This is a genomic window from Streptomyces mutomycini, from assembly GCF_001700505.1.
Lineage (GTDB): Bacteria > Actinomycetota > Actinomycetes > Streptomycetales > Streptomycetaceae > Streptomyces > Streptomyces mutomycini.
Window position 1 is genome coordinate 1 of the sequence record NZ_MAPV01000116.1, and the last position, 26,661, is coordinate 26,661.

General features: G+C 71.6%; 19 protein-coding genes. 6 read left to right on the top strand and 13 right to left on the bottom strand.

The window, feature by feature from the left end; translation table 11 throughout:
* On the bottom strand, positions 1-957 hold a 957-nt coding region (gene xylA / locus BFF76_RS17675; RefSeq protein ID WP_065848582.1), incomplete at its 3' end, for a xylose isomerase.
* Between the two features lie 219 nt (positions 958-1,176).
* On the opposite strand from xylA, the gene xylB reads away from it, so the two are divergent.
* From xylB to BFF76_RS17695, 4 genes are all read left to right on the top strand, one after another.
* Entirely contained in the window at positions 1,177-2,664 is a 1,488-nt protein-coding gene (gene xylB, locus BFF76_RS17680; protein ID WP_053930862.1) for a xylulokinase, read from the top strand.
* Positions 2,665-2,734: 70 nt separating this feature from the next.
* On the top strand, positions 2,735-4,012 hold the full coding sequence (locus BFF76_RS17685; protein ID WP_053930861.1) for a VWA domain-containing protein: 1,278 nt from the start codon (positions 2,735-2,737) through the stop codon (positions 4,010-4,012).
* Positions 4,012-4,839: a hypothetical protein gene (locus tag BFF76_RS17690; RefSeq protein ID WP_031100002.1), complete on the top strand. Its 828-nt coding sequence runs from the start codon at positions 4,012-4,014 to the stop codon at positions 4,837-4,839. Before BFF76_RS17685 ends, BFF76_RS17690 begins: the two co-directional genes overlap by 1 nt.
* A 165-nt stretch (positions 4,840-5,004) precedes the next feature.
* Entirely contained in the window at positions 5,005-5,877 is an 873-nt protein-coding gene (locus BFF76_RS17695; protein ID WP_065848583.1) for a universal stress protein, read from the top strand.
* 19 nt (positions 5,878-5,896) lie between these two features.
* Here BFF76_RS17695 and BFF76_RS17700 read toward each other — a convergent pair whose 3' ends face one another.
* Positions 5,897-6,799: a universal stress protein gene (locus BFF76_RS17700; protein WP_065848584.1), complete on the bottom strand. Its 903-nt coding sequence runs from the start codon at positions 6,797-6,799 to the stop codon at positions 5,897-5,899.
* Between the two features lie 210 nt (positions 6,800-7,009).
* Here BFF76_RS17700 and BFF76_RS17705 point away from each other — a divergent pair, with 210 nt between their 5' ends.
* Positions 7,010-8,902 (top strand): ABC transporter ATP-binding protein, encoded by a 1,893-nt coding sequence (locus BFF76_RS17705; RefSeq protein ID WP_065848621.1) that lies wholly within the window; start codon positions 7,010-7,012, stop codon positions 8,900-8,902.
* Positions 8,903-9,038: 136 nt separating this feature from the next.
* On the opposite strand, the gene BFF76_RS17710 is transcribed toward BFF76_RS17705, so the two are convergent.
* From BFF76_RS17710 to BFF76_RS17750, 9 genes are all read right to left on the bottom strand, one after another.
* Positions 9,039-10,367, bottom strand: a complete 1,329-nt coding sequence (locus BFF76_RS17710) for a hypothetical protein (protein WP_065848585.1) — start codon at positions 10,365-10,367, stop codon at positions 9,039-9,041.
* Positions 10,357-11,097, bottom strand: a complete 741-nt coding sequence (locus BFF76_RS17715) for an ABC transporter ATP-binding protein (protein ID WP_065848586.1) — start codon at positions 11,095-11,097, stop codon at positions 10,357-10,359. The genes BFF76_RS17710 and BFF76_RS17715 overlap by 11 nt, the downstream gene beginning before the upstream one ends.
* On the bottom strand, positions 11,094-11,663 hold the full coding sequence (locus tag BFF76_RS17720) for a PadR family transcriptional regulator (protein WP_031100013.1): 570 nt from the start codon (positions 11,661-11,663) through the stop codon (positions 11,094-11,096). Before BFF76_RS17720 ends, BFF76_RS17715 begins: the two co-directional genes overlap by 4 nt.
* 157 nt (positions 11,664-11,820) lie before the next feature.
* Positions 11,821-12,804 (bottom strand): ABC transporter substrate-binding protein, encoded by a 984-nt coding sequence (locus BFF76_RS17725; RefSeq protein ID WP_053930859.1) that lies wholly within the window; start codon positions 12,802-12,804, stop codon positions 11,821-11,823.
* A 1-nt stretch (position 12,805) separates the two neighbouring features.
* Positions 12,806-14,788: an ABC transporter permease gene (locus BFF76_RS17730; protein ID WP_065848587.1), complete on the bottom strand. Its 1,983-nt coding sequence runs from the start codon at positions 14,786-14,788 to the stop codon at positions 12,806-12,808.
* The gene (locus tag BFF76_RS17735; RefSeq protein WP_031100018.1) at positions 14,788-15,852 is read right to left on the bottom strand and encodes a quaternary amine ABC transporter ATP-binding protein; all 1,065 of its coding nucleotides are present in this window, start codon (positions 15,850-15,852) and stop codon (positions 14,788-14,790) included. Before BFF76_RS17735 ends, BFF76_RS17730 begins: the two co-directional genes overlap by 1 nt.
* Positions 15,849-17,420, bottom strand: coding sequence for a GMC family oxidoreductase (locus BFF76_RS17740; protein WP_065848588.1), 1,572 nt, complete (start codon positions 17,418-17,420; stop codon positions 15,849-15,851). Before BFF76_RS17740 ends, BFF76_RS17735 begins: the two co-directional genes overlap by 4 nt.
* Before the next feature lie 75 nt (positions 17,421-17,495).
* Positions 17,496-19,028, bottom strand: coding sequence for an aldehyde dehydrogenase family protein (locus tag BFF76_RS17745; protein ID WP_053930855.1), 1,533 nt, complete (start codon positions 19,026-19,028; stop codon positions 17,496-17,498).
* Positions 19,029-19,403: 375 nt separating this feature from the next.
* A complete protein-coding gene (locus BFF76_RS17750; RefSeq protein WP_031100025.1) occupies positions 19,404-19,739 on the bottom strand; it encodes an immunity 53 family protein in 336 nt (111 codons plus the stop codon).
* Between the two features lie 136 nt (positions 19,740-19,875).
* Between BFF76_RS17750 and BFF76_RS17755 the strand changes: the two genes are divergently transcribed.
* Positions 19,876-20,841, top strand: a complete 966-nt coding sequence (locus BFF76_RS17755; RefSeq protein WP_031100027.1) for a hypothetical protein — start codon at positions 19,876-19,878, stop codon at positions 20,839-20,841.
* Positions 20,842-21,308: 467 nt separating this feature from the next.
* Here the strand turns inward: BFF76_RS17755 and yicI are convergent, their stop codons facing one another.
* Positions 21,309-23,582, bottom strand: coding sequence for an alpha-xylosidase (gene yicI / locus BFF76_RS17760; RefSeq protein WP_065848589.1), 2,274 nt, complete (start codon positions 23,580-23,582; stop codon positions 21,309-21,311).
* The gene (locus BFF76_RS17765) at positions 23,579-26,515 is read right to left on the bottom strand and encodes a glycoside hydrolase family 3 C-terminal domain-containing protein (protein WP_065848590.1); all 2,937 of its coding nucleotides are present in this window, start codon (positions 26,513-26,515) and stop codon (positions 23,579-23,581) included. Before BFF76_RS17765 ends, yicI begins: the two co-directional genes overlap by 4 nt.
* Positions 26,516-26,661 lie beyond the last annotated feature (146 nt).

A 26,661-nucleotide genomic window follows, 5' to 3' on the forward strand; every position in this document is an offset into this window, starting at 1 on the left:
GGCGCGGTCCTTGAGGATGAGGTAGTTGCGCATGCAGTTCTTCGCGGATTCCCAGACGCCGTCGATGCCGTCGGTACGTACGGGCTTGAAGTCGAAGTGGAGTGATCCGGTGTAGTCGGAGGTCTCCAGGAGGTCGACGAGCCAGAAGGCCTGGCGCAGGTCGCCGGCGCCGAAGCGGAAGTCCTGGTCGTACTTGATGCCGGACTGGCCGTTGAGGTCGATGTGGAAGAGTTTGCCGGCCCACAGGGCCTGGGCGATGCCGTGGGGGAAGTTCAGTCCGGCCATCTGCTCGTGGCCGGTCTCCGGGTTCACGCCGACCATCTCGGGGCGCTCGAGGCGCTCGATGAAGGCCAGGGCGTGGCCGATGGTGGGCAGGAGGATGTCGCCGCGGGGCTCGTTGGGCTTGGGCTCGATCGCGAAGCGCAGGTCGTAGCCCTGCTCGGTGACGTGGTCGCCCAGCAGGTCGAAGGCTTCCTTCATCCGGTCCAGGGCGACACGGACGTCCTTGGCGCCGCCGGACTCGGCGCCCTCGCGGCCGCCCCAGGCGACGTAGGTGGTGGCGCCGAGCTCGGCGGCCAGGTCGATGTTGCGGATGGTCTTGCGCAACGCGAAACGGCGCACGTCGCGGTCGTTGGAGGTGAACCCGCCGTCCTTGAACACCGGGTGGGTGAACAGGTTGGTGGTGGCCATCGGGACCTTCATCCCGGTGCGCTCCAGCGCGTCCTTGAACCGGCCGATCAGCCGGGCCCGCTCGGCGTCGTCGGACCCGAACGGGATCAGGTCGTCGTCGTGGAACGTCACACCGTGCGCACCGAGCTCGGCGAGCCGCTCCACCGACTCGACCGGGTCCAGCGCGGGACGCGTCGCGTCACCGAACGGGTCGTTGCCACGCCAGCCCACGGTCCACAGACCGAAGGTGAACCTGTCCGCAGGGGTGGGAGTGAAGCGCTCCGTCATGGTGTGTCCGCCTTCGCCTGCCTGGGTCCGGAACCGCCGTCCGCAGTCCGAGCCTATTTGTTCACTGACATGATTAATTATGCACACGGTGTTCCGCCTGCGTAACCCCCCGAACGACGAAACGAGGGCCGCCCCTGTTCGGGGCGGCCTCGATCACGTAATTTGTTTGTCGCACTCCCAAAACCCGCACCACCGGAATCGCACGAGAAGAGGTAGCCCATGCCGCCGCGTACCGTCGTCATCGGCGTGGACAGCTCCACCCAGTCCACCAAGGCTGCAGTCACCGACACCGAGACCGGTGAGCTGCTCGCCGTCGGCCGCGCCGCGCACGTGGTCAACGGTGAGGGCGGGGCCCGCGAGACCGACCCCGAGGTCTGGTGGCAGGCGCTCCGCGATGCCGTCGCGGCCGGGCTGAAGGAGTCCGGGCTCTCCGCGTCCGCCGTCGTCGGCATCGCCGTCGCGGGACAGCAGCACGGCCTCGTGACCCTCGACCGGACCGGGCGCCCGCTGCGCCCCGCACTCCTGTGGAACGACACGCGGTCCGCGCCGCAGGCGGCCGCACTCGTCGCCGAGCTGGGCGGACCCGAGGCATGGACCGCGCGCACCGGCACGGTGCCCGTCGCGTCCATGACCGCGACGAAGTGGCGCTGGCTGCGCGAGAACGATCCGGCGAGCGCCGGGGCGACGGCCTTCGTGCGACTGCCCCACGACTTCCTCACGGAGCGGCTCGCGGGCGTCGCGGCGACGGACCCCGGAGACGCGTCGGGCACCTGCTGGTACTCCACCGCGACGGGCGCGTACGACCCGGAGCTCCTGGACCGCCTCGGCCTGGACACGTCCATGCTGCCCGAGGTCGCCGCGACGGGCGGGGCCCGGATCGGCTCCCTGACCGAGGCCGCGGCCGGGGCACTCGGCCTGCCGGCCGGGATCGCCGTCGCGGCCGGCACCGGCGACAACATGAGCGCCGCGGTGGGTCTCGGCCTGGGCGGCGCGGGGCTGCTGGACCACCCGGTCCTGAGCCTGGGCACCTCGGGCACGGTCTTCGCCGCCTCCCGGACCCGCCCCGCGTCCACGGCCCTGTCGGGGTTCGCCGCGGCCGACGGCACGTATCTTCCGCTGGCCTGCACCCTCAACTGCACCCTGGCCGTCGACAAGGTGGCCACCCTCCTCGGTCTGCACCGCGACGACGCGACACCCGGTGGCGAGGCCGTCCTCCTCCCCTACCTCGACGGGGAGCGCACCCCTGACCTGCCCACCTCCTCCGGGCTGCTCACCGGGCTCCGGCACGACACCACGCCGCAGCAGTTGCTGGGCGCGGCGTACGAGGGTGCGGCCTTCACCGTGCTGCGGGCGCTCGACGAGCTGCTGCTGGCGTGCGGCCTCGACCCGGCCGACCCCGAGGTCGCGGGCCGGCCCCTGCGCCTGGTCGGCGGCGGCGCCCAGGGCCGCACCTGGGTGGAGACGGTGCGCCGCCTCTCCGGCCGGCCCCTGCTCGTGCCGGGCAGCGGCGAGCTGGTCGCTCTCGGCGCGGCCGCGCTGGCCGCGTCGGCGGCGGGTTACGGCGACCCGGTCGCCGTAGCGACCCGGTGGAACGCGAAGCCGTCCGACACGGATGCCGAACTCCCGCCGGTGGAGAGGGACACCGAGACGTGGGAGCGCGTCGGTTCGGTGCTGGACAGGGCGGCGGAGCCACTGCTCGGCGCATGACGGCTGCCCCGAAACAGCGCTCGGTGGAACGGTTTTGGGGATGACTGCGGATCTTCAATAGGATCCGGCGATGATCATAAGAAAACGGCTGACGGCCGGGGTGTGCGTTCTGCTCGCCACCCTGGCCGCCGGGCTCGGCACCGCCCTGCCGGCCGCCGCCGACGAACCCCCCGCCACCCCATCGCCCAAGGTCGAACTGGTCCTTGACGTCAGCGGTTCCATGCGCACGCGTGACATGGACGGAGAGTCCCGCATATCCGCCGCCAAGCAGGCGTTCAACGACGTCCTGGACGCGGTGCCCGAGGAGGTGGAGCTCGGCATCCGTACGCTCGGTGCCGACTATCCGGGCGACGACCGCAAGGTCGGCTGCAAGGACACCAAGCAGCTCTACCCGGTCGGCCCGCTCGACCGCACCGAGGCCAAGACCGCCGTCGCCACTCTGGCGCCGACCGGCTGGACCCCGATCGGCCCCGCACTGCTGGGCGCCGCCGACGACCTCGAGGGCGGTGACGCCACCCGGCGGATCGTCCTGATCACCGACGGCGAGGACACCTGCGGCCCGCTCGACCCCTGCGAGGTGGCGCGTGACATCGCCGCCCGGGGGATCCACCTGGTCATCGACACGCTGGGCCTGGTGCCGAACGCCAAGATCCGGCAGCAGCTGACCTGCATCGCCGAGGCCACCGGCGGCACCTACACGGCGGTCCAGCACACCGATGAACTCTCGGGTCGTGTCAAGCAGTTGGTGGACCGGGCCGCCGAGCCGGCCGTCACCCCCGTGGCGACCGAGGGCGCGGGCAGCTGCTCCGCGGCTCCCGAGCTGAAGGCCGGGCTCTACACGGACCGGCAGGAGATCGGCAAGCACCGCTGGTACCGGGTGGACGTCCTGCCCGGCCAGGAACTGCGCGCCTCCGTGAGTGTGGCGGCGGACCGCGCCGTGGACAACGACTACGGGGTGCTGCTGCGCGCCGTGACCGCGCACGGCCGCGAGATCGTCCGGGGCGCGGAGTCCGGCACGGGGCGCACGGACGCCATCTCCACCGGGCTGCGCTATCCCAAGCCCGAAGCGGACGACGTCGATGCCGATGTGAAGCCGGCCGCCGAGGCCGTATGCCTCCAGCTCAGCAACTCCTTCTCCGCGCCCGAGTCCGTGAAGACCACTCCCGGCATGCCCGTCGAGCTGACCATCGACCTGGTGGACTCCCCCGACGAGGCCGCCGACGCCGCAGCGTTCGGCCTGGGCCGCGGCTGGTGGCTGCTGGGCGTCATGGTGCTGACCGGACTGATCGCCGGCCTGCTCTTCGGCTGGATCTCGCGCTGGCGTGTGGCCGTATGGAGGACCAACTGATGCGTAGTTCCCGCAGAAACACAGTGCGGCGCGGATGCGTGGGCGCGCTCCTGGCTGCCGTCACCCTCCTCACCTCGGCGGGCGGGGCCGTAGCCGACGACCCGTCCGCGAGCGCGAGCCCGGCGGACGGCGAGTCACCGGGGCCGACGGAGGCGGGCACCACCTTCCGCACCGCCACGGCGATCCAGCAGGAGCAGACGGCCACCGCGGACGCGTCCACGGGTGACTACCTGTACTGGGCGTTCCCCGCCGACGCCGGGCAACGCCCCACCGTGCGCGCGAAGGTGAGCCTGCCGGAGAGCGCCACCCGGAACGGCGCGTCGACCTGGCAGATCGACGTGTACGACGGGCTCCGCCGCCGGCAGGCCTGCATGTACGGCCACCAGACCCGGAAGGCGGCGCCGGACGCGGGCACCGTCGAACTGTCCTGCGTACTGCGTACGGTGCGCGCCTGGTCCGAGCCGTGGGCGTCCGACCCGCTGCCGGGCAGTTACTACGTACGCCTGACGGTGGTCGGCCTGGCCGAGGAGGACCTCGGCCTCCCGGTGCACGTCGAGACCGAGGTCATCTCGGCCGGCCGGGGCGGCGCCGCCGACGTGGACGGCGCCCTCGCCGAACCCCTGGTGCCGGGCGCGTCCGCCGTCTCGGCGCAGGGCGGTTCCGCCGCGGCCGGCAGCGAGCCGGAGGACGGCTGGTCCTCCGGCTGGTGGACCGACCGCTGGCTGTGGACCGTCGGAGGTGGCGTACTCGCCGCGCTGGCAGGGGTGTTCGGCTACTCCCTCACGCGTGGCCGCGGACGCCCTTCCCACGTCCCGCCGGGCCTCTGAGCGATCCGCGACCGTTCCCCCCGGCCGGCCTCGGAGCGCTCCGAGGCCGGCCGGGGGGACACAGGGTCCACCTGACCCACGCCACCAACACCCGTCTGCGACGCTTGTTCCGGAAAATCGGTACGCCCGTCGTGAAGGCCTGCGGCGGCATCATCAGGAGGCTCCATGCCCGGCACCATCACGGTAGGACTCGACGGAACCGAACACGCCCTCGCCGCCGCGGACTGGGCGGCGCAGGAGGCGGTGCGAAGGGGCACGGACCTGCGCCTGGTGCACGCCTGGGTGTGGCACCCCACCGACACGGCCTACGTCGGGGACCGCGCGTCCGAGGAGCGCACGCTGCGCACCATGCTGAGTGAGGCGGAGTCCCGGGTGGCCGAGGCCCACCCCGCCCTGGACGTCTCCACCGAACTACTGGTCGACGACCCGGTGCCGGCGCTGGTCGCGGAGGCCGCACGGGCCGGGATGCTGGTGCTGGGTTCGCGGGGTTACGGAACCCTGGCCGGCTATCTGATCGGCTCGGTCTCCCTGCACGTGCTGCGCATGACGGAGCGGCCGGTCGTGATGGTGCGCGGAACCGGGCAGGACGCCACCGTGCGGCAGCCCGCCGGTGACGTGGTCGTCGGCGTCCAGGACGCGGACGAGGCCGGTGGAGCGGTGATCGACTTCGCCTTCGCCGCCGCCTCGGAGCGGGGGACGTCCCTGCGCGCCGTATACGCCTGGAGCATCCCCACGGTCCTTCTCTGGAGCCCCGGGTCCATGTGGCTGGCCGAGCAGGAGGGCGGCCTGGAGCCGTTGCACCGGCAGATCCTGGCAGACGCCCTGAGTCCCTGGCGCGAGAAGTATCCCGAGGTAGACGTCGTCGAACACGTCGAAGCCGGCACGGCCGCCGAGGTCCTGCTGTCCCACAGCGACCGGGCCGGACTCCTCGTCGTCGGGCGCCGCACCCATGACACGGGCCTGCGCCGCCTCGGCCCGGTCACCCACGCGGCACTTCACCACGCGCGGTGTGCGGTCGCGGTCGTACCTCACGCCTGAGTCGGTGGACGCCCGTGCCTCACTGCCCTTCGTACGCCACCACGGCGACGGGCGGTGAGGCATGGTGCATGACGGCATGGGCGACATGGCCGATGTGCTGACCCAACGGCGCATGCCGGACACGGCGGCCCACGACCACCAGCTCCGCGCCCTCGGCTGCGGCCGTGAGCTGCTCCCCCGCGGAACCGAGGACCGGCTTCTCGATCACGTCCACCGAGGGGAACTTATGCCGGTAGGGCAGCAGCATGTCGCCGAGCGAGCGGGTCACCTCTGCCACCAGGTCGTTCCGCAATGCGGGGTCCAGGACGGGGTACAGGAGTGCGGAGGGCATCCTCCAGCTGTGCACGGCCGTGAGGGCACAGCCCCGCCGCGCCGCCTCGGCGAAGGCGAACCCGAGGACAGCGTCACAGGACTCGTGGATGTCCACGCCGACGACCACCCCGCCGCCCCCTGCCGGGCGCCCCTCGCCGAGTGCCGCCGCCGGTGCGTCGTGGGCCTGCGCGGACGCCGGCGCCCGTACGAGGACCACCGGCTGCTCGGTGGCGGCGATGGTCGCCATCCCGACCGACCCGATCAGGAACCCCGCGACCATGCCCAGGCCGCGCGAGCCCAGCACCAGCACGTCCGCCTCGGCGCCCTCCAGGGCCAGGGCTGCCGACGGATGCCCTGGCCGCCGCAGCCTGGTCACCTCGAGCCCCGGGTGGCGGCCCCGCAGTGTCCCGGCGACTTCGTCCAGCAGCGCGTCGGCCCAGCGCTGCTGCACGTCTTCCGGGGCCATGGGGACGGCCGCCGTCGTCGGATACTCCTCCGCGTGCACGAGCCGCAGTGGCACGCCCCGCAGCACAGCCTCCCCCGCCGCCCACTCGGCGGCGGCACGGCTCTCCTGCGAGCCGTCCAGTCCTACGGTCACTCTGTGCGTCATGACACCTCGTCACTGTCCGGAACCCTCATCGCGTTCCCGGTTCCACGAAATCCTGTACCGGTTGTTGGTAGGACACTACCCGGGGCTGTTTTCCCGCCCGGAACCGATTGACCTCAACCTTGGTTGCGGTTTTAGCGTTCCCCGTGTGCCCCGGCCGCCCCGGCCGAGGGGAACCAGGCATTGGCCGACCAGATCCCGGAGACACCCTTCATGGACATGGAAGTAACCGCGTGGCATTCGCTGCACAGCACGATGAACGCGCAGAAGGACCGCAGGCCCTTCTCCAGGGCGACGCTGCGCCGCATCGCGGTGTTCGCCCGGCCGCACCGGGGCAGGATTCTCCGCTTCCTGCTCCTCAGTGTGGTCACCGCGCTGCTGGCGGTGGCCACACCGGTGCTCGCCGGGTGGGTCGTCGACGCGATCGTGCAGGGGAAGGACGGCGGGACGATCACCCGGATCGCCCTGCTGATCGCCCTGATCGCCGTGGCCGAGGCGGGGCTCGGACTCCTCACCCGGTGGCTGTCGGCGACCCTCGGTGAGGGCCTGATCCTGGATCTTCGGACCGCCGTCTTCGACCATGTCCAGCGGATGCCGGTCGCCTTCTTCACCCGCACCCGGACCGGCGCTCTGGTCAGCCGGCTCAACAACGACGTGATCGGCGCCCAGCGGGCGTTCAGCAACACCCTCTCCGGTGTCGTCTCCAATCTCGTCACGCTGCTGCTCACCCTGGCGGTGATGCTCACGATCTCGTGGCAGATCACGCTGCTGGCCCTGGTGCTGCTGCCGGTTTTCGTCGTCCCCGCCCGGCGGCTGGGCGCCCGGATGGCCGGCCTCCAGCGGGAGGCCGCCGACCACAACGCCACCATGGGCACCCAGATGACCGAGCGCTTCTCGGCCCCGGGCGCGACGCTCATCAAGCTCTTCGGGCGCCCGTCGGACGAGTCCGCCGAATTCGCCGCCCGCGCGGGCCGGGTGCGTGACATCGGCGTCCGTACGGCGATGCTCCAGTCCACGTTCATCACGGCGCTCACCCTCGTGTCGGCGCTCGCGCTCGCCCTGGTCTACGGCCTCGGCGGCTACTACGCGCTGCGCGGCAGCCTGGAGCCCGGGGCCGTCGTCGCCCTGGCCCTGCTCCTCACCCGGCTCTACGCACCTCTGACGGCGCTGGCGGGAGCCCGGGTCGAGGTGATGAGCGCACTGGTCAGCTTCGAACGTGTCTTCGAGATCCTCGACCTCCAGCCGCTGATCGCCGAGAGGCCCGACGCCCGCCGGGTCCCGGACGGGCCGGTGTCCGTCGAGTTCGACGGGGTGTCCTTCGGCTACCCCTCCGCCGACAAGGTCTCCCTCGCCTCGCTCGAAGAGGTCGCCACCCTCGACTCCGGGAACGGCGAACAGGTACTGCACGACGTCTCCTTCACAGCGGAGCCGGGCCGGATGGTCGCGCTCGTCGGATCGTCCGGAGCCGGTAAGTCGACGATCGCGCAGCTGCTCCCCCGGCTGTACGACACCGACTCCGGCGCTGTGCGGCTGAACGGCGTCGACGTACGCGACCTGACGGCCGACTCGATCCGCGAGACGCTCGGCATGGTCACCCAGGACGGGCACCTCTTCCACGAGTCGGTGCGCGCCAACCTGCTGCTCGCCCGGCCGGAGGCCACCGAGGAGGAGATCTGGGAGGCGCTGCGCCGCTCCCGCCTGGAGGGTCTGGTGGCGTCGCTGCCCGAGGGGCTGGACACGGTGGTCGGCGAGCGCGGCTACCGGCTCTCCGGCGGCGAACGCCAGCGGCTCACCATCGCCAGGCTGCTGCTGGCCCGTCAGCGGGTGGTGATCCTGGACGAGGCGACGGCACATCTGGACTCCACCTCGGAAGCCGCGGTCCAGGAGGCGCTGGCCGAGGCCCTGGAGGGCCGGACGGCGGTGGTGATCGCCCACCGCCTGTCGACGGTGCGGGCCGCGGACCTGATCCTGGTCGTCGAGGCCGGCCGGGTCGTCGAACGGGGCACGCACGACGAACTGCTGGCCGCCGGAGGACGGTACGAGGAGCTGCACCGCACCCAGTTCGAGCGTCCGGGAGCGGAGGAGGCGGACCGGGCGGTGAGGTGACCGGCACGGGGTTGCAGAGCCGGGAGCCGCGCGCCGGCGGGTCGGACGCCGGCGCGCGCCTGGGCGGCCAGGGTCTTTCGTTCGGATCAGGCTGGATCAGGGGCACGCGAGCCCAGCATGATCCAGACGAGAGGCCCTAGGTGAACCGCAGCTCCGCCGGGTGCGCCACGCGCCGCAGGAGCGGGAGCGATGTCGCCGCGGCCAGCACGCAGGCCGCGTAGACGGCCACCGGGACGAGCAGCGGCAGCAGAGGTGCTCCGGTGCCTGCGATGGTGGCGTACACCAGGTACACCACCGTGCCTCCGGTCCCGGCGAGCAGGAGTGCGGGTGCCAGGGGGAGCGCGGTCTCCAGGAGCGCGGCTTTGGCCAGGACCCGGTGGGGTACCCCGGCGGCGGCCTGGGCCGCGAGGCCCCTGCGGCGGGTGGCCAGTGACTCGGCGGTGCCGACGGCGAGGCCGCAGAGGCTGATCGCCAGGGCCACCAGTACGGCCGATCCCGCGAGGTCGATGCCGGTGGTGTAGAAGGCCAGGTCCACCGGCCGGTAGCCGACCGACAGCGTCTCGAGCAGAACCCCGCGCACCCCCACGAAGCCCACGCCGACGACCGTGACGAGCAGCAGCGCGGCGTGCGTCCGCGCGGCGGCCCACGGGTCGTGTGCGAGGCGGCTCGCGGCGATGAGCACCGCAGGGCTCTTCGCGCGGAGGGTGAGCCTGCGTCCGACGAAGGCCGCGAACGCCCCCGCCGTCCAGATCGCGCCCGCCCCGCTGAAGACCACCAGCCCCAGGACCAGCAGCGCGAACGGCGTGAATCCCAGGCTGGCCGGGAACAGTGTGAGCAGGCCCGCCGTGGCGATGAGCGCGGCCGCGAGCATGAAGCCGAGAACGGCCCGGCGGCCCCGGTCCGGGCCGGTCGTGCGCACGTGGTCGAGGGGTGAGGCGACGACGTGGCGCAGTGCGAAGACGCTCACGAGTGCGGCGACCAGTGGGACGGCGACGACGACCGCCGCGAAGCCCGTCCAGGCGACCGGGCGCGGGGCGTGCCCCGTCACGGCGAGGAGTACGGCGAACGCGGCGGAACCGGCCGTCGATCCGGCCAGGCAGGCGAAGCCCGACTCCGCGGCGGCGATTCTGCGCATCTGCGCGGGGGACGCCCCGGCGAGCCGCATCCCGGCCGTACGCCGATGGCGGTGCACGGCGCCGATGCGCGCGCACTGGCCGAGGAAGCCCAGCACGGGAATCAGCAGGAGCACGAGGGTGAGCACGACCCCCGCGCGCTGTCCCGGCTGGTCGAGCAGCCCGTGTGCGTACGGGATGGAGACCTGCCCCGGCACGGCGGCGATGGTCACCGCGGCGAGTGCGAAGCCCGTGGCGAGCAGGGCGCCCAGCAGGGTGAGCGAGATCCTCCACCACTCACGGCGTTCCGAACCCCGCGCGAGGGTCCAGGCGATGCGGATATCAGCCTTCACGGCGAACCGCCTCCTGACCGGCGGCCTGGGCGGAGCCTGAGTGGACAGCCCCGTCCCGCAGCCCCACCTCACGGTCCGCGTACGCCGCGACCTGCGCGTCATGGGTGATCAGCAGCACCGCCGTGGCCGACTCCCTCGCGGTGTGCACCAGTGCGGTCATCACCTGTTCCCCTGCGAGCGTGTCGAGGGCCCCGGTCGGCTCGTCCGCGAAGACCGCCCTGGGGCCGGTCACCAGAGCCCTTGCCAGGGCGACCCGTTGACTCTGACCTCCGCTCATCCCGCCGGGGCGCAGATCCGCCTGCCCGCGGACGCCGAAGCGCTCCAGCCACTCCCCTGCCCGCTCGTTCGCCTCGCCGCGACGGGTCCCGGCGAGCAGCAGCGGCAGCGCCACGTTGTCGAGCGCGGTGAGCTCGGGGATGAGCTGGCCGAACTGGAACACCACCCCGAAGTCGCGGCGCCGCAGTTCGCTGAGCCGCCCTTCGGGCAGCCCGCCGAGCTCCTCGCCCCCGTAGGTGACAGTGCCTTCGTCAGGTCGGACGATCCCCGACAGGCAGTGCAGCAGGGTGGACTTGCCGCTTCCGCTCGCCCCGGTGACGGCCAGGATCTCGCCCTCGTGGAGGTCGAGGGAAGCACCCCGCAGCGCCTCGGTCCTGCCGTACGACTTCCGCAGGCCGCGCGCCGAGATCAGCGCGCCCGCCCCCGGGAGGGGCTGTTCGTCCCGTGTGCTCATATCGCGTTGACCTCCGCGGTCAGGGTGTCGATGCGGGCCGAGGTGGTGGTCATCCACCGCACGTCGGCATCCAGGTGGGCAAGGGCGTAGTCGGCGGAGAGCACCGTGCTGAGATCGGCGCCCGGCGCTGTCTTGAGTGCGGTGAGCTCGCGCATCCGCTCCATGTGTGCGGCGCGCTGCGCCCTGAGATGCGCGGCGGCGTCCGGCTTCCGTCCCTCAGGAGCCGTCCGTGTGCCCGCTGCCGCGACGAGGATCGAGACCACCACCTTGGCGAAGATCTCGTTCGTCACGAAGGGGGCGGGGGCGGTGATCTCCTCGGCCCAGCGCGCGAGTTCGCCGGAGCCCTCGTCCGTGGACCGGTAGAGGGTGCGTTCGGGACCGCCGTCGGAATCGGTGCCTTCGACGGCGGCCAGGCCGTCCCGGACGAGGCGTTGCAGCGTTGTGTAGACCTGCCCGTAGGCGAGCGGGCGGGCCTGCGGGAAGCGTGCGTCGTGCTGCTGCTTCAGGTCGTAGCCGTGCGTGGGCCCGGCCGCGAGCAGGCCCAGGAGGACATGGCGGGTGCTCATGCGGCGACTATAACCCGAGTACATGTACTGAGTGAATAGTGAGCCAGGAATCCGGACCGGGCCTCATCTCCCGTCTCTCGTATACGGCCTGATACGTCGTCAGCCGCCCCGGCAGGTGCAGGGGCGGCTGACGACGGCGGAGGAAACCCGGCTCAGGTCACCGGTCCAGCCACTTCTTCCAGGTGTCAGGGTGCTCCTCGATCCAGCGCCCGGCGGCCTCGTCGGGCGACAGCCTCTCGGAGGCGATCAGCTCGGAGACCTCGTTCTGGTCCTTCTCCGACCACTTGAACTTCTTCAGGAAGGCCGCGGCGTCCCCGCCCCGCTTGGAGAAGTCCGCGTTGAGGTACTTCTGGAGCGGGGTCGTCGGGTACGCGCAGTCGATGTCCGCCGGATCCTTGGCCGCGCACGCGTCGGAGTACTCGGGGAGCTCCACCTCGACCATCGGCACCTCGTTGAACAGCCACTGCGGCTGGTACCAGTAGCTGAGGAAGGGCTTCTTCTCCTTGGCGAACTGCTGGATCTGGGTGATCTGCGCGGCCTCGGAACCGGCGAAGACGACCTTGTAGTCCAGGCCGAGATTCTTCACCAGCGCCTTGTCGTTGGTGACGTAGGACGGCGAGCCGTCCATCAGCTGGCCCTTGTCGCCGCTCTCCGGGGTGCGCAGTTCGTCGGCGTACTTGTCGAGGTTCTTCCAGTCCGTGACGTCGGGGTGCTCGTCCGCCCAGTACTTGGGGACGTACCAGCCGATGTGGCCCGTGACTCCGAGGTCGCCGCCGGAGACGATGGTCTTCTTTTCCTTGACGTACAGCTGCTCCTGGTCGGGATGGCCCCAGTCCTCCAGGATGGCGTCCACCCGGCCCTGGCTGAGGGCGTCCCAGGCGGGAACCTCGTCGGTCTGTACGAGGTCGACGCGGTAGCCGAGCTCGTCCTCGAGGATCTTCTGGGCGACGGCCACGTTGGCCTGCGCCCCGACCCACGACTGGACGGAGAGCGTGACGGTCTTGATGTCGGCGGGGGCCGCGAACGGGCTCCCCTGCTTGGTCATGTCCGCCGCGCCGCAGCCGGTGACGGCGAGCAGTGCGCCGGCGGAGGCGACGACCGCGGACGCGCGGAGACGGGCGCGGGTACGGGTGCGAGCCATGTCAGCTCTCCTTCCGCTGGCGGCGGGCGGTGGGCTGGGTGACACGGTCCAGCATCAGTCCCAGGCAGACGATGGCGGCGCCCGCGACGAGGCCGGTGGCCAGGTCGCCCTGGGCCAGGCCGAAGACGACCTCGTAGCCGAGTGCGCCGGAGCCGACGAGACCGCCGATGATGACGACGGCGAGGACCAGGACGACGCCCTGGTTGACGGCCAGCAGCAGTGCCGGCCGGGCGAGCGGGATCTGGACCTGGCGCAGTCGCTGGCCGCTGGTGGCGCCGAGCGAGCGGGCGCACTCCATCGCGGCGGGGTCGACGCCCCGCAGGCCCTGGGTCGTGATGCGGACGACGGCGGGCAGCGCGTAGACGACCGCCGCCGCGGCGGCGGGGGCACGGCCGACGCCGAAGAGAGCGACGACCGGGATGAGGTAGACGAACTGCGGCATCGTCTGGAAGACGTCCAGGACGGGCCGCAGCAGCCGTTCGAGGCGGCGGCTGCGCGCTGCTCCGACGGCGATGCCGAAGCCGAGGACCAGGGTGACGGCGACGGCGGCGATGACCTGGCTGAGCGTGTCCATCGACAGTTCCCAGACTCCGAGGACCCCGATGGCGGCCATGGCGAGTACGGCGGTGAGCGCGGTGCGCCAGGTGCCGATGGTCCAGGCGAGAGCGGCGACGATCAGCAGGACGGCCCACCAGGGCAGGCCCTGCAGTCCGTCGCGGAGCGGGTTGAGGACCCAGTTGGTGAAGTGTGCGGCCCAGTCGGCGGTCCCGCCGATGACGGGGATGCCGGTGTAGAGGTGGTCGACCATCCAGTCCTTGGCGGTGTTGACCGGTCCCGCGATGGCGACGATGCCGCTCTCGGGCCAGATCCGGCCGCCGGTGAAGCGGCCCACGACGGCGACCGCCGCGGCGATCAGGGCGGCGGTCCCCCAGCCGCGTGCCCCGCGCAGGGCGGCGGGTCCGGTGGGTTCCGTGCCGATCTTGCGTCCGGCCGCCTCGGTCGTACGGTCCAGGACGACGGCCAGCAGCACAATGGGGATGCCCGCGGCGAGCGCGGCGCCGACGTCGACGGAGGAGAGAGCCTGGTAGACGCGGTCGCCGAGACCGCCGGCGCCGATGACGGAGGCGATGACGGCCATGGACAGCGCCATCATGATCGTCTGGTTGAGGCCGAGGAGCAGCTCCTTGCGGGCCAGCGGCAGCCGTGCGCTCAGGAGGCTCTGCCGGCCGGTCGCGCCGAGGGAGGCGACGGCCTCCATGACGCCTGCGTCGGCTCCGCGCAGTCCGAGTGCGGTGAGCCGGGCCATCGGCGGAGCCGCGTAGACGACGGTCGCGAGGACCGCGCCGGGCACACCGATACCGAAGACCAGCACGACGGGCAGCAGGTAGGCGAAGGCGGGCAGCACCTGCATCGTGTCCAGGACGGGCCGCAGGACCCGGAACGTACGGTCCGAGAGCCCGGCGGCGAGCCCGAGGAGCAGCCCGAGCACCACCGAGGCGAGGACCGCGACGGTCATCAGCGCGAGGGTCTGCATGGTCGGCACCCACATGCCGAGCATGCCGCAGACGAGGAAGGACAGTCCGGCGGTCAGCGCGAGGCGCCATCCGGCCGTCCGCCAGGCGACGAGCGCGGCGACGGCGGTGACACCGGCCCAGCCGAGGGCGAGCAGCGCCAGGTAGACGCCACGCACCGACAGGACGACGGCGTTGCTGATGTGGCCGAAGAAGTAGAGGAACAGCGGGTGGCTGTCGCGGTTGCCGATGATCCAGTCGTTGACCTCGCCGAGCGGCCCGCTCAGGTCGACGGTCAGTGCGCCGGGCCAGACCCCGCCGCCCCAGCGGGCGTGCGCGACGGGTACGGCGACGGCGGCGATCACCAGCAGCAGAAGCATCTTGCCGACGGCGGGGCGGCCGCGCAGGGCGGCGAGCGGGCCGCTCCCCGGGGGGCCCGCGGCGGTTCGGGTGGTGGCTTGGGCGGTGGCCATCAGACGGTCACCTCGCGGGTTCCCGGGCCCCCGCCCGCCCCGGCGACGACACCGAGCAGGCACGCGTGGTCGACGACTCCGAGCAGCCGGCCGTCCTCCATCACGCGTGCGGCCGGGTCACCGGAGCGGGCGACGGCCTCGATGGCTTCGGAGACGGTGGCCCCGGGGCGCAGGGCGGGGCCGTTCTCGCCCTCGCCGGAGGTCGGCGGACGCATGGCGGTGGCGACGGTGAGGACCTGTTCGCGCGGTACGTCGCGGACGAACTCGCGTACGTAGTCGTCGGCGGGCGAGCCGACGATCTCCTCGGGGGTGCCGAGCTGGACGATGCCGCCGTCGCGCATCAGCGCGATGCGGGTGCCCAGTCGGAGCGCCTCGCTGAGGTCGTGGGTGATGAAGACCATGGTGCGGCCCTCCTCGCGGTGCAGCCGCACGACCTCGTCCTGCATCTCGCGGCGGATCAGCGGGTCGAGCGCGCTGAACGGCTCGTCGAAGAGGAGTACGGACGGGTCGACGGCGAGGGCGCGGGCGAGCCCGACGCGCTGCTGCTGGCCACCGGAGAGCTGGGCGGGGCGGCGGTTCTCGAGGCCGGCGAGGCCGACCTTCTCGACCAGTTCCGCGGCCTTGGCGCGCCGTTCGGCCTTGCCGAGGCCCTGTATCTCCAGGCCGTAGGCGACGTTGTCGAGCACCGTGCGGTGCGGCAGCAGCCCGAAGTGCTGGAAGACCATCGCGGCGCGGTGGCGGCGCAGTTCGCGAAGCCGGGTGGTGTCCATGGCCAGGACGTCCTCGCCGTCGATCGCGAGGGTGCCGCTGGTGGGCTCGATGAGCCGGGTCAGACAGCGCACGAGGGTGGACTTGCCCGAGCCCGACAGGCCCATGACGACGAAGACCTCGCCCTTGTTGACGTCGAAGGAGACGTCACGCACGGCGGCGGTGCAGCCGGTGCGCTCGCGCAGTTCGGCGGGCGGGAGGGCGGCGTACTCGCTGCCGGGGATGCGGTCGGCCTTGGGCCCGAAGACCTTCCAGAGGTCCCGGACGCTGAACACAGGGGTACCGGCTTCACTCATCGGACATCGCCTCCGGTGGTCGGGGTCGCTCGGATCAGCTCGGCGCACTTCTCGCCCACCATGAGGACGCCGATCATGGGGTTCACGGCGGGCATGGTCGGGAAGACGGACGCGTCGGCGATCCGGATGCCCTCCAGGCCCTGGATGCGCAGCTGGGGGTCGACGACGGCCGCCGGGTCACCCACGGCTCCCATCCGGCAGGTGCCGGCCGGGTGGTAGACGGTGTGCGCGACCTTGCGGGCGTACTCGCTGAGGTCCTCGTCGGAGGTGACCTCGGGCCCGGGGCACACCTCGCGCTTGAGCCAGTGGGCCAGCGGTTCGGTCTTCGCGATCTCGCGGGCGAGCTTGATGCCGTCGACCAGGGTGCGGCCGTCGTAGTCGTCCTCGTCGGTGAAGTAGCGGAAGTCCAGGGCCGGCTTGGCCTCGGGGTCGGCGCTGGTGAGGTGGAGCCGGCCGCGGCTGCGCGGCTTGGGGATGTTCGGGGTCATCGACACACCGTGCTCGGGCCTCTCGTAGCCGAGGCGCTCCGGGTTGTCGGTGAAAGGGATCTGGTAGAAGTGGAACATCAGGTCGGGGCCCCGGGATCCGGGGTCCCGCCGCACGAAGAGGCCCGCGTCGGAGTCCATCGCGGAGTTCTCCGGGATGGGCCCGTCGGTCTCCCAGACGATGACGGACTCGGGGTGGTCGAGGAGGTTCTCGCCGACGCCGGGGGCGTCGTGGACGACGGGGATACCGAGCTCGGTGAGGTCCCTCGCCGGTCCCACGCCGGAGTGCATCAGCAGCCGGGGGGTGTCCACCGCGCCGGCGCAGACGATCACTTCACGGGAGGCTCGCAGGAGCCTCTCCTCGCCGTCCTTGGTGCGTACGTGCACACCGGTGGCCCGGTTGCCGACGAACTCCAGGCGGTACGCCCATGTCTCCAGCAGGATCGAGAGATTGGGGCGGTCACCGGCCTCGATGTGGGGGTGGAGGTAGGCGACGGACGCGGAGGAGCGCTTGTTGTTCTCCGGGTGGTAGGCCAGGTCGAAGAAGCCCGCGCCCTCGTGGAACGGCTGCCGGTTGAAGCTCTCCACCCTGGGAACCCCGGCCGCCGCCTGGGCGGCGTCGACGAAGTCGCGGGCGATGGCGTTCCGGTCCTTCTCGTCGACGGGCACGATGTTGTTGCGAAGCCGCGCGAAGTACGGGTCCATGGCTGCGGCGTCCCAGCCGTCGGCGCCGGCCTCGGCCCATTCGTCCCAGTCGCCGGGCAGCGGCTTGAAGCTGATCAGGGTGTTGTGCGAGGAGCAGCCGCCGAGTACGCGGGCGCGGCTGTGCCGGATGTGCGAGTTACCGCGGGGCTGTTCGGTCGTGGGGTAGTCGTAGTCGAGGTCGCCGCCGAGGAGGCCGAGCCAGCGGCGGAGGGTGAGGACGTCCTCGCGGTCGATGTCGGTCGGACCGCCCTCGATGACGGTGACGGTGACGTCGGGGTCCTCGGTGAGACGGGAGGCGATGACCGAACCGGCGGTCCCGCCTCCGACGATCACGTAGTCGACGGGTTCGGGGCGTGCGGTGCTGGGGGACGGTGGCATCGGTCACTGCTCCTTCTGCAAGGTGCTTACGTGTGCGTGGTACTGCGAACAGCCGGGCGGAGAAAGACGGTTCGTTCAGCCGGCGAACCAGCGCTGCGGGCGCGGGTTGAGGTTCTGGTAGATGTGCTTGGACTCGCGGTACTCGGCAAGACCGGTGGGGCCGAGCTCGCGGCCGGTGCCGGACTTGCCGAAGCCGCCCCACTCGGCCTGCGGGAGATAGGGGTGGTAGTCGTTGATCCAGACCGTGCCGTGCCGCAGCCGGCCCGCGACGCGCCGGGCGCGGCCCGCGTCGGTGGTCCAGACGGCGCCGGCGAGACCGTAGTCGGTGTCGTTGGCCAGGGTGACGGCCTCTTCCTCGGTGCGGAAGGTCTCGACGGTGAGGATCGGGCCGAAGGTCTCCTCGCGGACGACCTTCATCTCCCGGTGGCAGCCGTCGAGGACGGTCGGCCGGTAGAAGTAACCGCTCGCGGGCCGGACGTCCGAGGGCTCGGGGCGCGTTCCGCCGGAGCGGACGACCGCGCCCTCCTCGCGGGCGGACGCCACGTACGCCTCGACCTTGGCGAGCTGCTGGGCGGAGACGAGCGGGCCGCATTCGACCCCGTCGACGGTGCCCCGGCCCAGCCGGATCGCGTCGGCCCGGCGGGCGAGCTCGGTGACGAACCGGTCGCGGACGGACTCCTCGATGATGAGGCGGGCTCCGGCGGAGCAGACCTGGCCGCTGTGGAAGAACGCGGCGTTCAGTGCCTGGTCGACGGTGGTGTCGAAGCCTTCGTCGGTGGCGCACGCGTCGGCGAACACGACGTTGGGGTTCTTGCCGCCGAGCTCCAGGGCGACCTTCTTGACCGTGGGCGCCGCGGCCTGGGCGACTTTCGTGCCGCTGGCGAGCCCGCCGGTGAAGGAGACCAGGTCGACGTCCGGGTGTTCGGAGAGCCGCGCGCCGACGGGGTCGCCCGCGCCGGTGACGAGGTTAGCGGCGCCGTCGGGCAGTCCGGCCTCGGCGAGCAGCCGGATCAGGTGGACCGTGGAGAGCGGGGTGACCTCGCTGGGCTTGAGCACGAAGGTGTTGCCCGCGGCGAGGGCGGGGGCGATCTTCCAGCTGGCCTGGAGCAGCGGGTAGTTCCACGGGGCGATCAGGGCGCAGACGCCGACCGGCTCGTGCACGACGACGCTGTGCACATCGGGGTCTCCCGCGTCAACGACCCGGCCGCCGCTCTCGTTCATGACGAGGTCGGCGAAGTAGCGGAAGGCCGCTGTCACGTCGTCGACGTCGACGCGGCCCTCCTCCAGGGTCTTTCCGGTGTCGCGGCTCTCGGTGATCGCGATCTCCTCGCGGTCCCGCTGGAGGAGGTCGGCGACCCGGCGCAGCAGACCGGCGCGCTCGGCGACGGGCCGGTGGGGCCAGGGGCCGTCGTCGAAGGCGCGGCGGGCGGCGGCCACGGCCGCGTCGGTGTCCTCGGTGCCGCCCTCGGAGACGAGGGCCAGGACGGTGGCGTCCGCGGGGTCGAGGATCTCGCGGGTGGCGCCTGATCCGGCGGCCTGCCAGATACCGTCGATGTGGAGGGTTTCCAGGGCTGCCGGGGGGTGAGACGACGAGCGGGGAACCGACATGTAGTGATCTGCCTTCCGTGCCTGATTGCTCCGCACCGGTCCGGCCGAGCACATACGCGCCGGTGGACCGGGATTCGGCACCAGCAGTCTGGGACCCTTTCCGTTCCGGCCAGATGTATGCCGAGATATTCACTCTGGGTGATGTGACTCACTTACGGCGTCGAGCGGCCCACGCCGGACCGGCCCGGAGACGCCTGGATCAGGGATTCCCGCCGCAGCGGTGGTGGGGCCGAGGGGCCGACGTTTCGGGGCCGCCGGCCGCGGAGTCACTGAGGGTAGCCGCGTCGCTCCGGCCGAAGCCGGGCCGGTTCCAAGAAGGGCCACAGGATTCGGGCAAAGGGGACTTCACCTTGCGAGTCCCGCGGCCGCAGGTGCTCACCCGGCTCGTGTCTCCGGCTCTGCGCCGGCAGCGATCGTGGTGGCCCAGGTACGGAACACGGTGAGTGCTTCGGCGAGATTCCCGGGGCCGCACGCGGCGTGGAAGGTCTTCTCGGCGGTCCAGGTCCAGACCCAGTCCTGCGTGCTGCGATTGATGTCCTGGCGGGGGTGAACGTGTTCCTCCAGGTCCGTCTCCTCCAGATCGATCTTGACGGTCCAGCCAGGATTGTCGAGCGTGGCGATCCGGACGCCCCACTCGTGCTCCCAGTCTCCGTCGCACTGCTGCGCATACCAGTTCTGCAACCAGTCCAGAAGAGGAGTCGAATCGCTCATGCCACGAGATATTAGGGGTCGTACGGACGCGGTTTGCCGCGGGCGTATCCGCCCGGCGATTGCGTGACCGTTCCACCCGGCCGACACTTGAACGTGAAGATTGTGCCCGGAGGGTCAGCGAGGATGTGTACCCATCATGCCCAGCGCAGACGGCGCCGACCACGAACGTCAGGACCTGGACACTGACGAGAACGCGCCCACGCAGGGCCAGGCGCCGGGGGTGGGTCCCTCGGATGTCTACCTGGATGTTCCCGCCCTGCACGTGAACGAACTGCACCTGGAAGTCGAAGACCTCGAGGCTCACGTCTCCCTGCAGGCGGAGGTGCTGGACCTCCTCAAGCTGAACGTCGGGGCGGACGTGCGGCTCGGGCGCGTCAAGCTGGACATCGAGGGTGTCGACGTACAGGCGCAGCTCAAGGTGCGGCTCCACCACGTCGCTGCCGTGGTCACCCGGCTGCTGACCACGGTGGACAGAAACCCCGAGATCCTCGAGCAGTTGACCCGCAGCGCGGGCGCAGCGGTCGAGAACGTCGGGGCCGGTGCCGGCCGGGCGGTGGGACAACTGGGAGAAGGTGCCGGTGAGGCCGTGAGCGATGTCGGGCAGGCCGCCGGCGCCGCGGTCGAGTCCGTCGGCGAGAGCACGGGCACGGCGGTGGAGGGCGTCGGCGAGAGCACAGGCACGGCGGTCAAAGGCGCCGGCGAGGGAGCGGGGGCCGCCGTCGAGGACGTGGGCCACAGCGGTGCGGACGCGATCGAGAACGTTCAGGACGACGACGAGCAGGAAGACGGCAACGGGGCAGAAGAACCCGAGCGTCCGCCTGCCCGCCGACGGAGCAGAGCCCCCGAGCAGGACTCCACGGAGCGGAGCAGGACCGGCCGCGCCGGGACCGCGAAGAAGGGTGGCTCGGGCAAGAAGTCGGCGGCCAGGTCCACCACCGCATCGGAGAGACCTGAACCTTCCAGGAGAGCTCCAGCCAGGAAGGCCGCGGTCAAGAAGGCGCCTTCGGCGAAACCGACTGCGAAGAAGGCCGGCAGCGGGCGGTCGACCGGCAAACCCGCCAAGGGTTCGGCGGGTTCGGGCCGCCCAGGGCGCGGGACCTAGCCCGGCGGACAGCCGAGCGCCGGGGCCGGGCCCTGCTGGAGCCCGGCGGACCGTCTCGGACGGACAACGGCCGGATTGCCCAAGTCCCGCGCGATCGCCGGCGCGGGATGGACAGCCTGCGCCAAGGACTCGACGGACGAGTGCTGCGCCTGCCGGATCCACTCCGGCTTGCGCACCGCCTCGGAGGCTGACCCGGGTCTCGCTCATCGGTCGACGACGCCGGAATCACGGCCTGTCGACCGTCTCGGTCCTGGCGACGCTGTGGGAGCGGGTCACGGTACTGGACCGGCCACCTGGAACATGCGGGCGTAGGTGCCGTTCATGGCTCTGTGGGGCGAAAGCGTGTGTGCAGGGTCCCCCCAGGGATCGGGTTCTCCTGGCCTGACAGTGGCTGACCGGCCGCCTCGTCCCCTCGACACGTCCGGAGCAGGGAAACGCCGGGGCGTCTCCCTGCTCCGGACGTGCGGTCAGGCGACGGAGACCGTACCCGTCCCCTCCCCCGCGACCCCGGACTCCTCGACGATCACGCGGTAGGGCCGCCCCGTGCCCTCCGCCGTGACGCGCACACCGGCACCGTCCCGTACGACGCGGAACACCGCCGCCGGGCTGCCGGCCAGGTCGGGCACCGTGGCCGTGTGCTCGCCGGCATCGGTGCCGGGCCCGAAGACACGCAGCGTGAGGCCGTCCAGCCAGTCGGCGTCCGGGCGCTGGTCGTCGGCGCCCCACGGAAGCACCGCGCCGTCCCTGACCAGCACGGGCAGACTGTCGAAGCCGTGCGTCTCGTGCCGCCAGGCGGGGCCGATGACGCGCTCTCCGGTGAGCAGCGAGGTCCAGGTGCCCTCGGGGACGTAGTACTCGACCTCGCCGTCCTCCGTGAAGACCGGGGCGACCAGCAGGTCCGGGCCGAGCATGTACTGCCGTTCCAGGGTGCGGGAGGCGGGGTCGCCGGGGAACTCCGCCAGCATGGGCCGCATCATCGGGACGCCCGTACGGTGCGCCTCGGCGGCCACTCCGTAGAGGTAGGGCATGAGCCGGTGCTTGAGCAGGGTGAACTTCCGTGCCACGTCGACCGCTTCCTCGCCGAACTCCCACGGCACGCGGTAGGAGACGTTGCCGTGGAGCCGGCTGTGCGAGGAGAGCAGGCCGAAGGCGAGCCAGCGCTTGAAGACGGCCGGGTCGGGCGTGCCCTCGAAGCCGCCGATGTCGTGGCTCCAGAAGCCGAAGCCGGACAGGGACAGTGAGAGCCCGCCGCGCAGGGACTCCGACATGGCGGTGAACGAGGCCCAGCAGTCGCCGCCCCAGTGCACCGGGTACTGCTGCCCGCCGGCCGTGGCCGAGCGGGCGAAGAGCACGGCCTCGCCCGCACCGCGCTCCCTTTCCAGGAGCTCGAAGACGGTGCGGTTGTAGAGGTGCGTGTAGTAGTTGTGCATGCGCTCCGCGTCGGAGCCGTCGTGCCAGACGACGTCGGTGGGGATGCGCTCGCCGAAGTCGGTCTTGAAGCCGTCGACGCCCTGGTCGAGAAGGACCTTCAGCTTGGCCTGGAACCAGGCGGTGGCCTCGGGGTTGGTGAAGTCGACCAGCGCCATGCCGGCCTGCCACAGGTCCCACTGCCAGATGTCACCGTTGGCCCGCCGCACCAGGTAGCCGTGTTCGGCGCCCTCCGCGAAGAGGGCCGACTTCTGGGCGATGTAGGGGTTGATCCACATGCTGATGCGCAGTCCGCGCTCCTTGAGGCGGGCCAGCATCCCCTCCGGGTCTGGGAAGACCTCGGGGTCCCAGAGGAAGTCCGACCACTGGTATTCGCGCATCCAGAAGCAGTCGAAGTGGAAGACGCTCAGCGGGATACCGCGCTCCTCCATGCCGTCGACGAACGAGGTGACGGTCTCCTCGTCGTAGGACGTGCAGAAGGAGGTGGTCAGCCAGAGGCCGAACGACCATGCCGGGGGCAGCGCGGGCCGGCCGGTCAGGGCCGTGTAGCGGGACAGCACGTCCTTCGGGGTCGGGCCGGCGACGACGTAGTACTCGAGGGACTGGTCCTCGACGCTGAACTGCACCTGGCCGACGGATTCCGAGCCGACCTCGAAGGAGACCTTGCCCGGGTGGTTGACGAAGACGCCGTAGCCGCGTGAGGACAGGTAGAACGGGATGTTCTTGTAGGCCAGTTCGCTGCTGGTGCCGCCGTCGGCCTGCCAGATGTCGACGCTCTGGCCGTTCTTGACGTACGGGGTGAAGCGCTCACCGAGGCCGTAGACGTTCTCGCCGACGTCCAGGGCTAGTTGGGCGATCATGTGGTGGGTGCCGTCGGGCGCTGTCGCGAACGCCGTTCCCTTGGGATCCACTTGGGTGAGGCGGCGGCCGTCACCGTCGAGGAAGGTGATTCCCCAGGGCCCGTCACCGTCCATACGCAGTGTCAGTGGCCCGCTGGTGAGTTCCGTGACCGCGCCGTCCCGGCGGGTTCTGGCCGCGGGGGCCGTGCCGGAGTCCGCGAGCAACGCGAAGTCCGGCCCCCGCCGGGCCTTTCCCGCGTGATGGGTGGTGCGTACGCCGATGACGCCCTCGGCCGGGGCGAAGCATTCGACCGTGATCAGCGGGGTGTTGAGCGTGTCGCCGCGTGCCGCGACGCGCTTGACCGCAGCGTACGCGGTGAACCGGTCGGCATCGACGCGCAGATCACGGATCTCGGTGGCGTACGAGGCGCGGACGCCCTCACGCATGAGCCAGAAGCCGTCGGTGAACTTCATGCGGACGCCTTTCCGGCCACGACGTCGATCCGGGCGAGGCGCACGGACCCGGTGAGGCCGATGCGCAGTTCCTGCACTCCCCGGAGGCCGAGGCCGGCTTCGAGGGTGCGGTACTCGTACGGGCCGCCGCTGTCCGGGAACTGGAGCAGGAAGACCTGTCCGCCGGCGCTCACAGTGATGCTTCCCTCCCCCGAGACCAGGAACGCGAGTCCGTCCACGCCCTCACCGAAGTCGCACGCCCTGTAGACGAGACTCCCCTCCCTGCCGGCGGAGGCGGGCGCTACGGCGTCACCCTCCGTCTTCGTGCGGTCGAGGATCTCCGTGTCCTTCTGCCAGTCGTAGTCGACGGCCTCAAGGCCGCGTGCCGCCACCGGGCGCGGGCCTTGAGCTTCCCCGTCGACGACCGCGGTGCCGGTGAGCCGGATGTCGGCGCTGGACGCGCCCGCGAGGACCTCGTATGCGCCCGGCTCGACGGACCACCGGCCGTGCGCCACGCTCCAGTGACCCAACTCCTCGACAGGTACGTCGAATTCGATACGCTCCGCCGCTCCGGGTGCTAGGTGCACCCGACGGTGGGCGACCAGCTTGCGCAGCGGCAGGTCCGTGGGCTCGTCCAGCGTCCCGAGCCGGCGCCCCAGGCCCTTCGGAGGGGGCACGGTCTCCGCGGGCACGGCCGCACGGACGTAGACCTGGGCCACCTCGTCGGCGGCGGTCCCGCCGTCGTTGGTGACGGTCAGTGACACCCGCAGTTGCTCGCCGTCCACCTCCGTCCGCAGCGCGGAGTAGCTGAAGTCGGCGTAGCCGAGGCCGTGTCCGAACGCGAAGAGCGGGGTGCCGTCGAAGTAGAGGTATGTCTGGCGGGAGCCGATGATGTCGTAGTCGAGCAGGCCCGGCAGGTCGTCGTCGCTCGCGTACCAGGTCTGCGGGAGCCGTCCGGCCGGGGACACGTCACCGGCGAGGACGCGGGCGAGCGCGGTGCCGGCGGCCTGGCCGCCGTGCGCCGTCCAGAGCAGGGCGGGCAGGCTGTCCGCCGCGTCGGTCACCGCGTACGGGTAGGCGGAGGCCAGGACGAGAACCGTACGCGGGTTGGCGGCGTGCGCGGCGCGCCACAGCCGGTCCTGCTGGGCGGGGAGGGCGAGGGTGGTGCGGTCCTCGGTCTCACGGCCGTTGATGTGGGGGTCGTTGCCCGCGACGACGATCACGGTGTCGGCGGCCGCGGCGACGCGGGCCACGGCGTCGGCGCCGTGCTCGACGGTCTCCCGCTCGAAGACCGTGGCGTCGTCCCGGGAAATCTTTTCGCCCGCTCCGGCAACCTTCGCGCCGTCGGCGGCGACGGACACGTATCCACCCGTCCCGATGTGAAGAAGGCGGTGCCCTCCGTCGTGCCCCTCCACCGCTTCCAGGCGGAAGGTCTCCTGGACGACCCAGCCGCCCGGCTCGTCGGCGGATGCCCTGACGTATCCGTCGTCGGCGACGGAGAGGTACAGCCCTTCGTCGGTACGCAGGGTGAGGACGCCGTCGCCCCAGTCGACGAGGGCCAGTTCGGTGGCATCGTCGCCGTAGGTCAGCGGGGGCAGGTCGGTGCGGCCGGCGAGGAGTGCCGGATCCAGGGCGCCTTCCGCGCCCCGCGCCTCTGTGTCCGCCGCGCCGTCGGCCGCGGGCACCTGGAGCCAGCCGTCGGAGGTCTTCAGCCGGACCCGGTCGACGCCCTCCGCGAAGAGGACGTTCTCGGCGCCGTACCGTTCGCGGATTCCGTCGAGCGGCGTCGAGCGGTGCATGAGCGTGCCGCTGTACCAGTCGAGCTTGCAGGCGTCCGCGAGAAGTCCGACCACCGCGACGGTCCGGCCCTGCTCGGGCTCCAGGGGCAGCAGGCTGTCGTTCTTGAGCAGGACGACGGCCTGTTCCGCGGCCTCCAGGGCGAGCGCCCTGTGCTGTTCGGTGTCCAGGTCGTCCACCTCGGCGTACGGATCGAGCTCCGGGTCGAACTCGCCGAGCGCGAACCGCATGGCGAGCAGCCTGCCGGCCGCCGTGTCGATGTCGCTCTCGTCGATGAGCCCCTTGGCCAGGGCGTCGCGGATGCGGCCGGTCATGACCGAGGAGTCCGTGCCGTGGTCGGTGAAGCTGTCGACACCCGCCTTGAGGGCGGCCGCTGTGGCCTCCTCGTGGGTGTCGAAGTAGTGCTCGGAATCGACCAGGTTGGAGGGCGCGCCCGCGTCCGAGCAGACGACGAGCGGCTGGTCGGTCCAGCGCCGCAGGTGCTGCCCAAGGAGTGGCGAGACGTGGTTGGGGCGGCCGTTGACGAGGTTGTAGGCGGGCATCACGCCGGCCACCGCCCCGGCCCGCACGGCGTCGCGGAAGGCCCGCAGGTCGTACTCGTGCAGGACGCGGGGGCGGACCGAGGAGGAAGCGGTGTCTCGGTCGGTCTCGTTGTTGTGCGCGAGCCAGTGCTTGAGCACGGGGGCGGTGCGCCAGTAACGGGGGTCGTCCCCTCGCAGCCCCCGGGTGTAGGCGACGGCGATGGCGGAGGTGAGGGCCGGGTCCTCGGAGTACCCCTCCTCGCCACGGCCCCACAGCGGGTGGCGCAGCAGGTTCACCGTGGGCGCCCAGACGTTGAGCCCGACACGCTCGTCCTGGGCGCGCTTGGCGCGGACCTCGTTGCCGACGGCCTCGCCGATCCGGCGGACCAGGTCGTCGTTCCAGGTGGCGCCGAGGCCGACGGCCTGCGGGAAGACGGTGGCGGGTCCCATCCAGGCGACCCCGTGCAGGGCCTCCTGTCCGGTGCGGAACGGGCCGATGCCGAGCCGCTCCACCGCGGGGGCGAACTGGTGCAGCATCGCGATCCGCTCGTCGAGCGTGAGCCGTCCGAGCAGATCGGCGGTGCGCCGGGAGAAGGACAGCTGCGGGTCGCGGAAGGGAAGCGGATGGTCCGTCACGTGCGGGTCCCCTTGGAGAGGTGGGAGGTTTTCCGGTCTGCGGGCGCCGAGTGTTCCTTCGACGCTAGGAGAGGATCTTTCGAAGCGCTTCGATGCTCTGCGGCCGACCCCGCAGGTGTCAAGGGCACTACCGCCCCCAAAGAGAG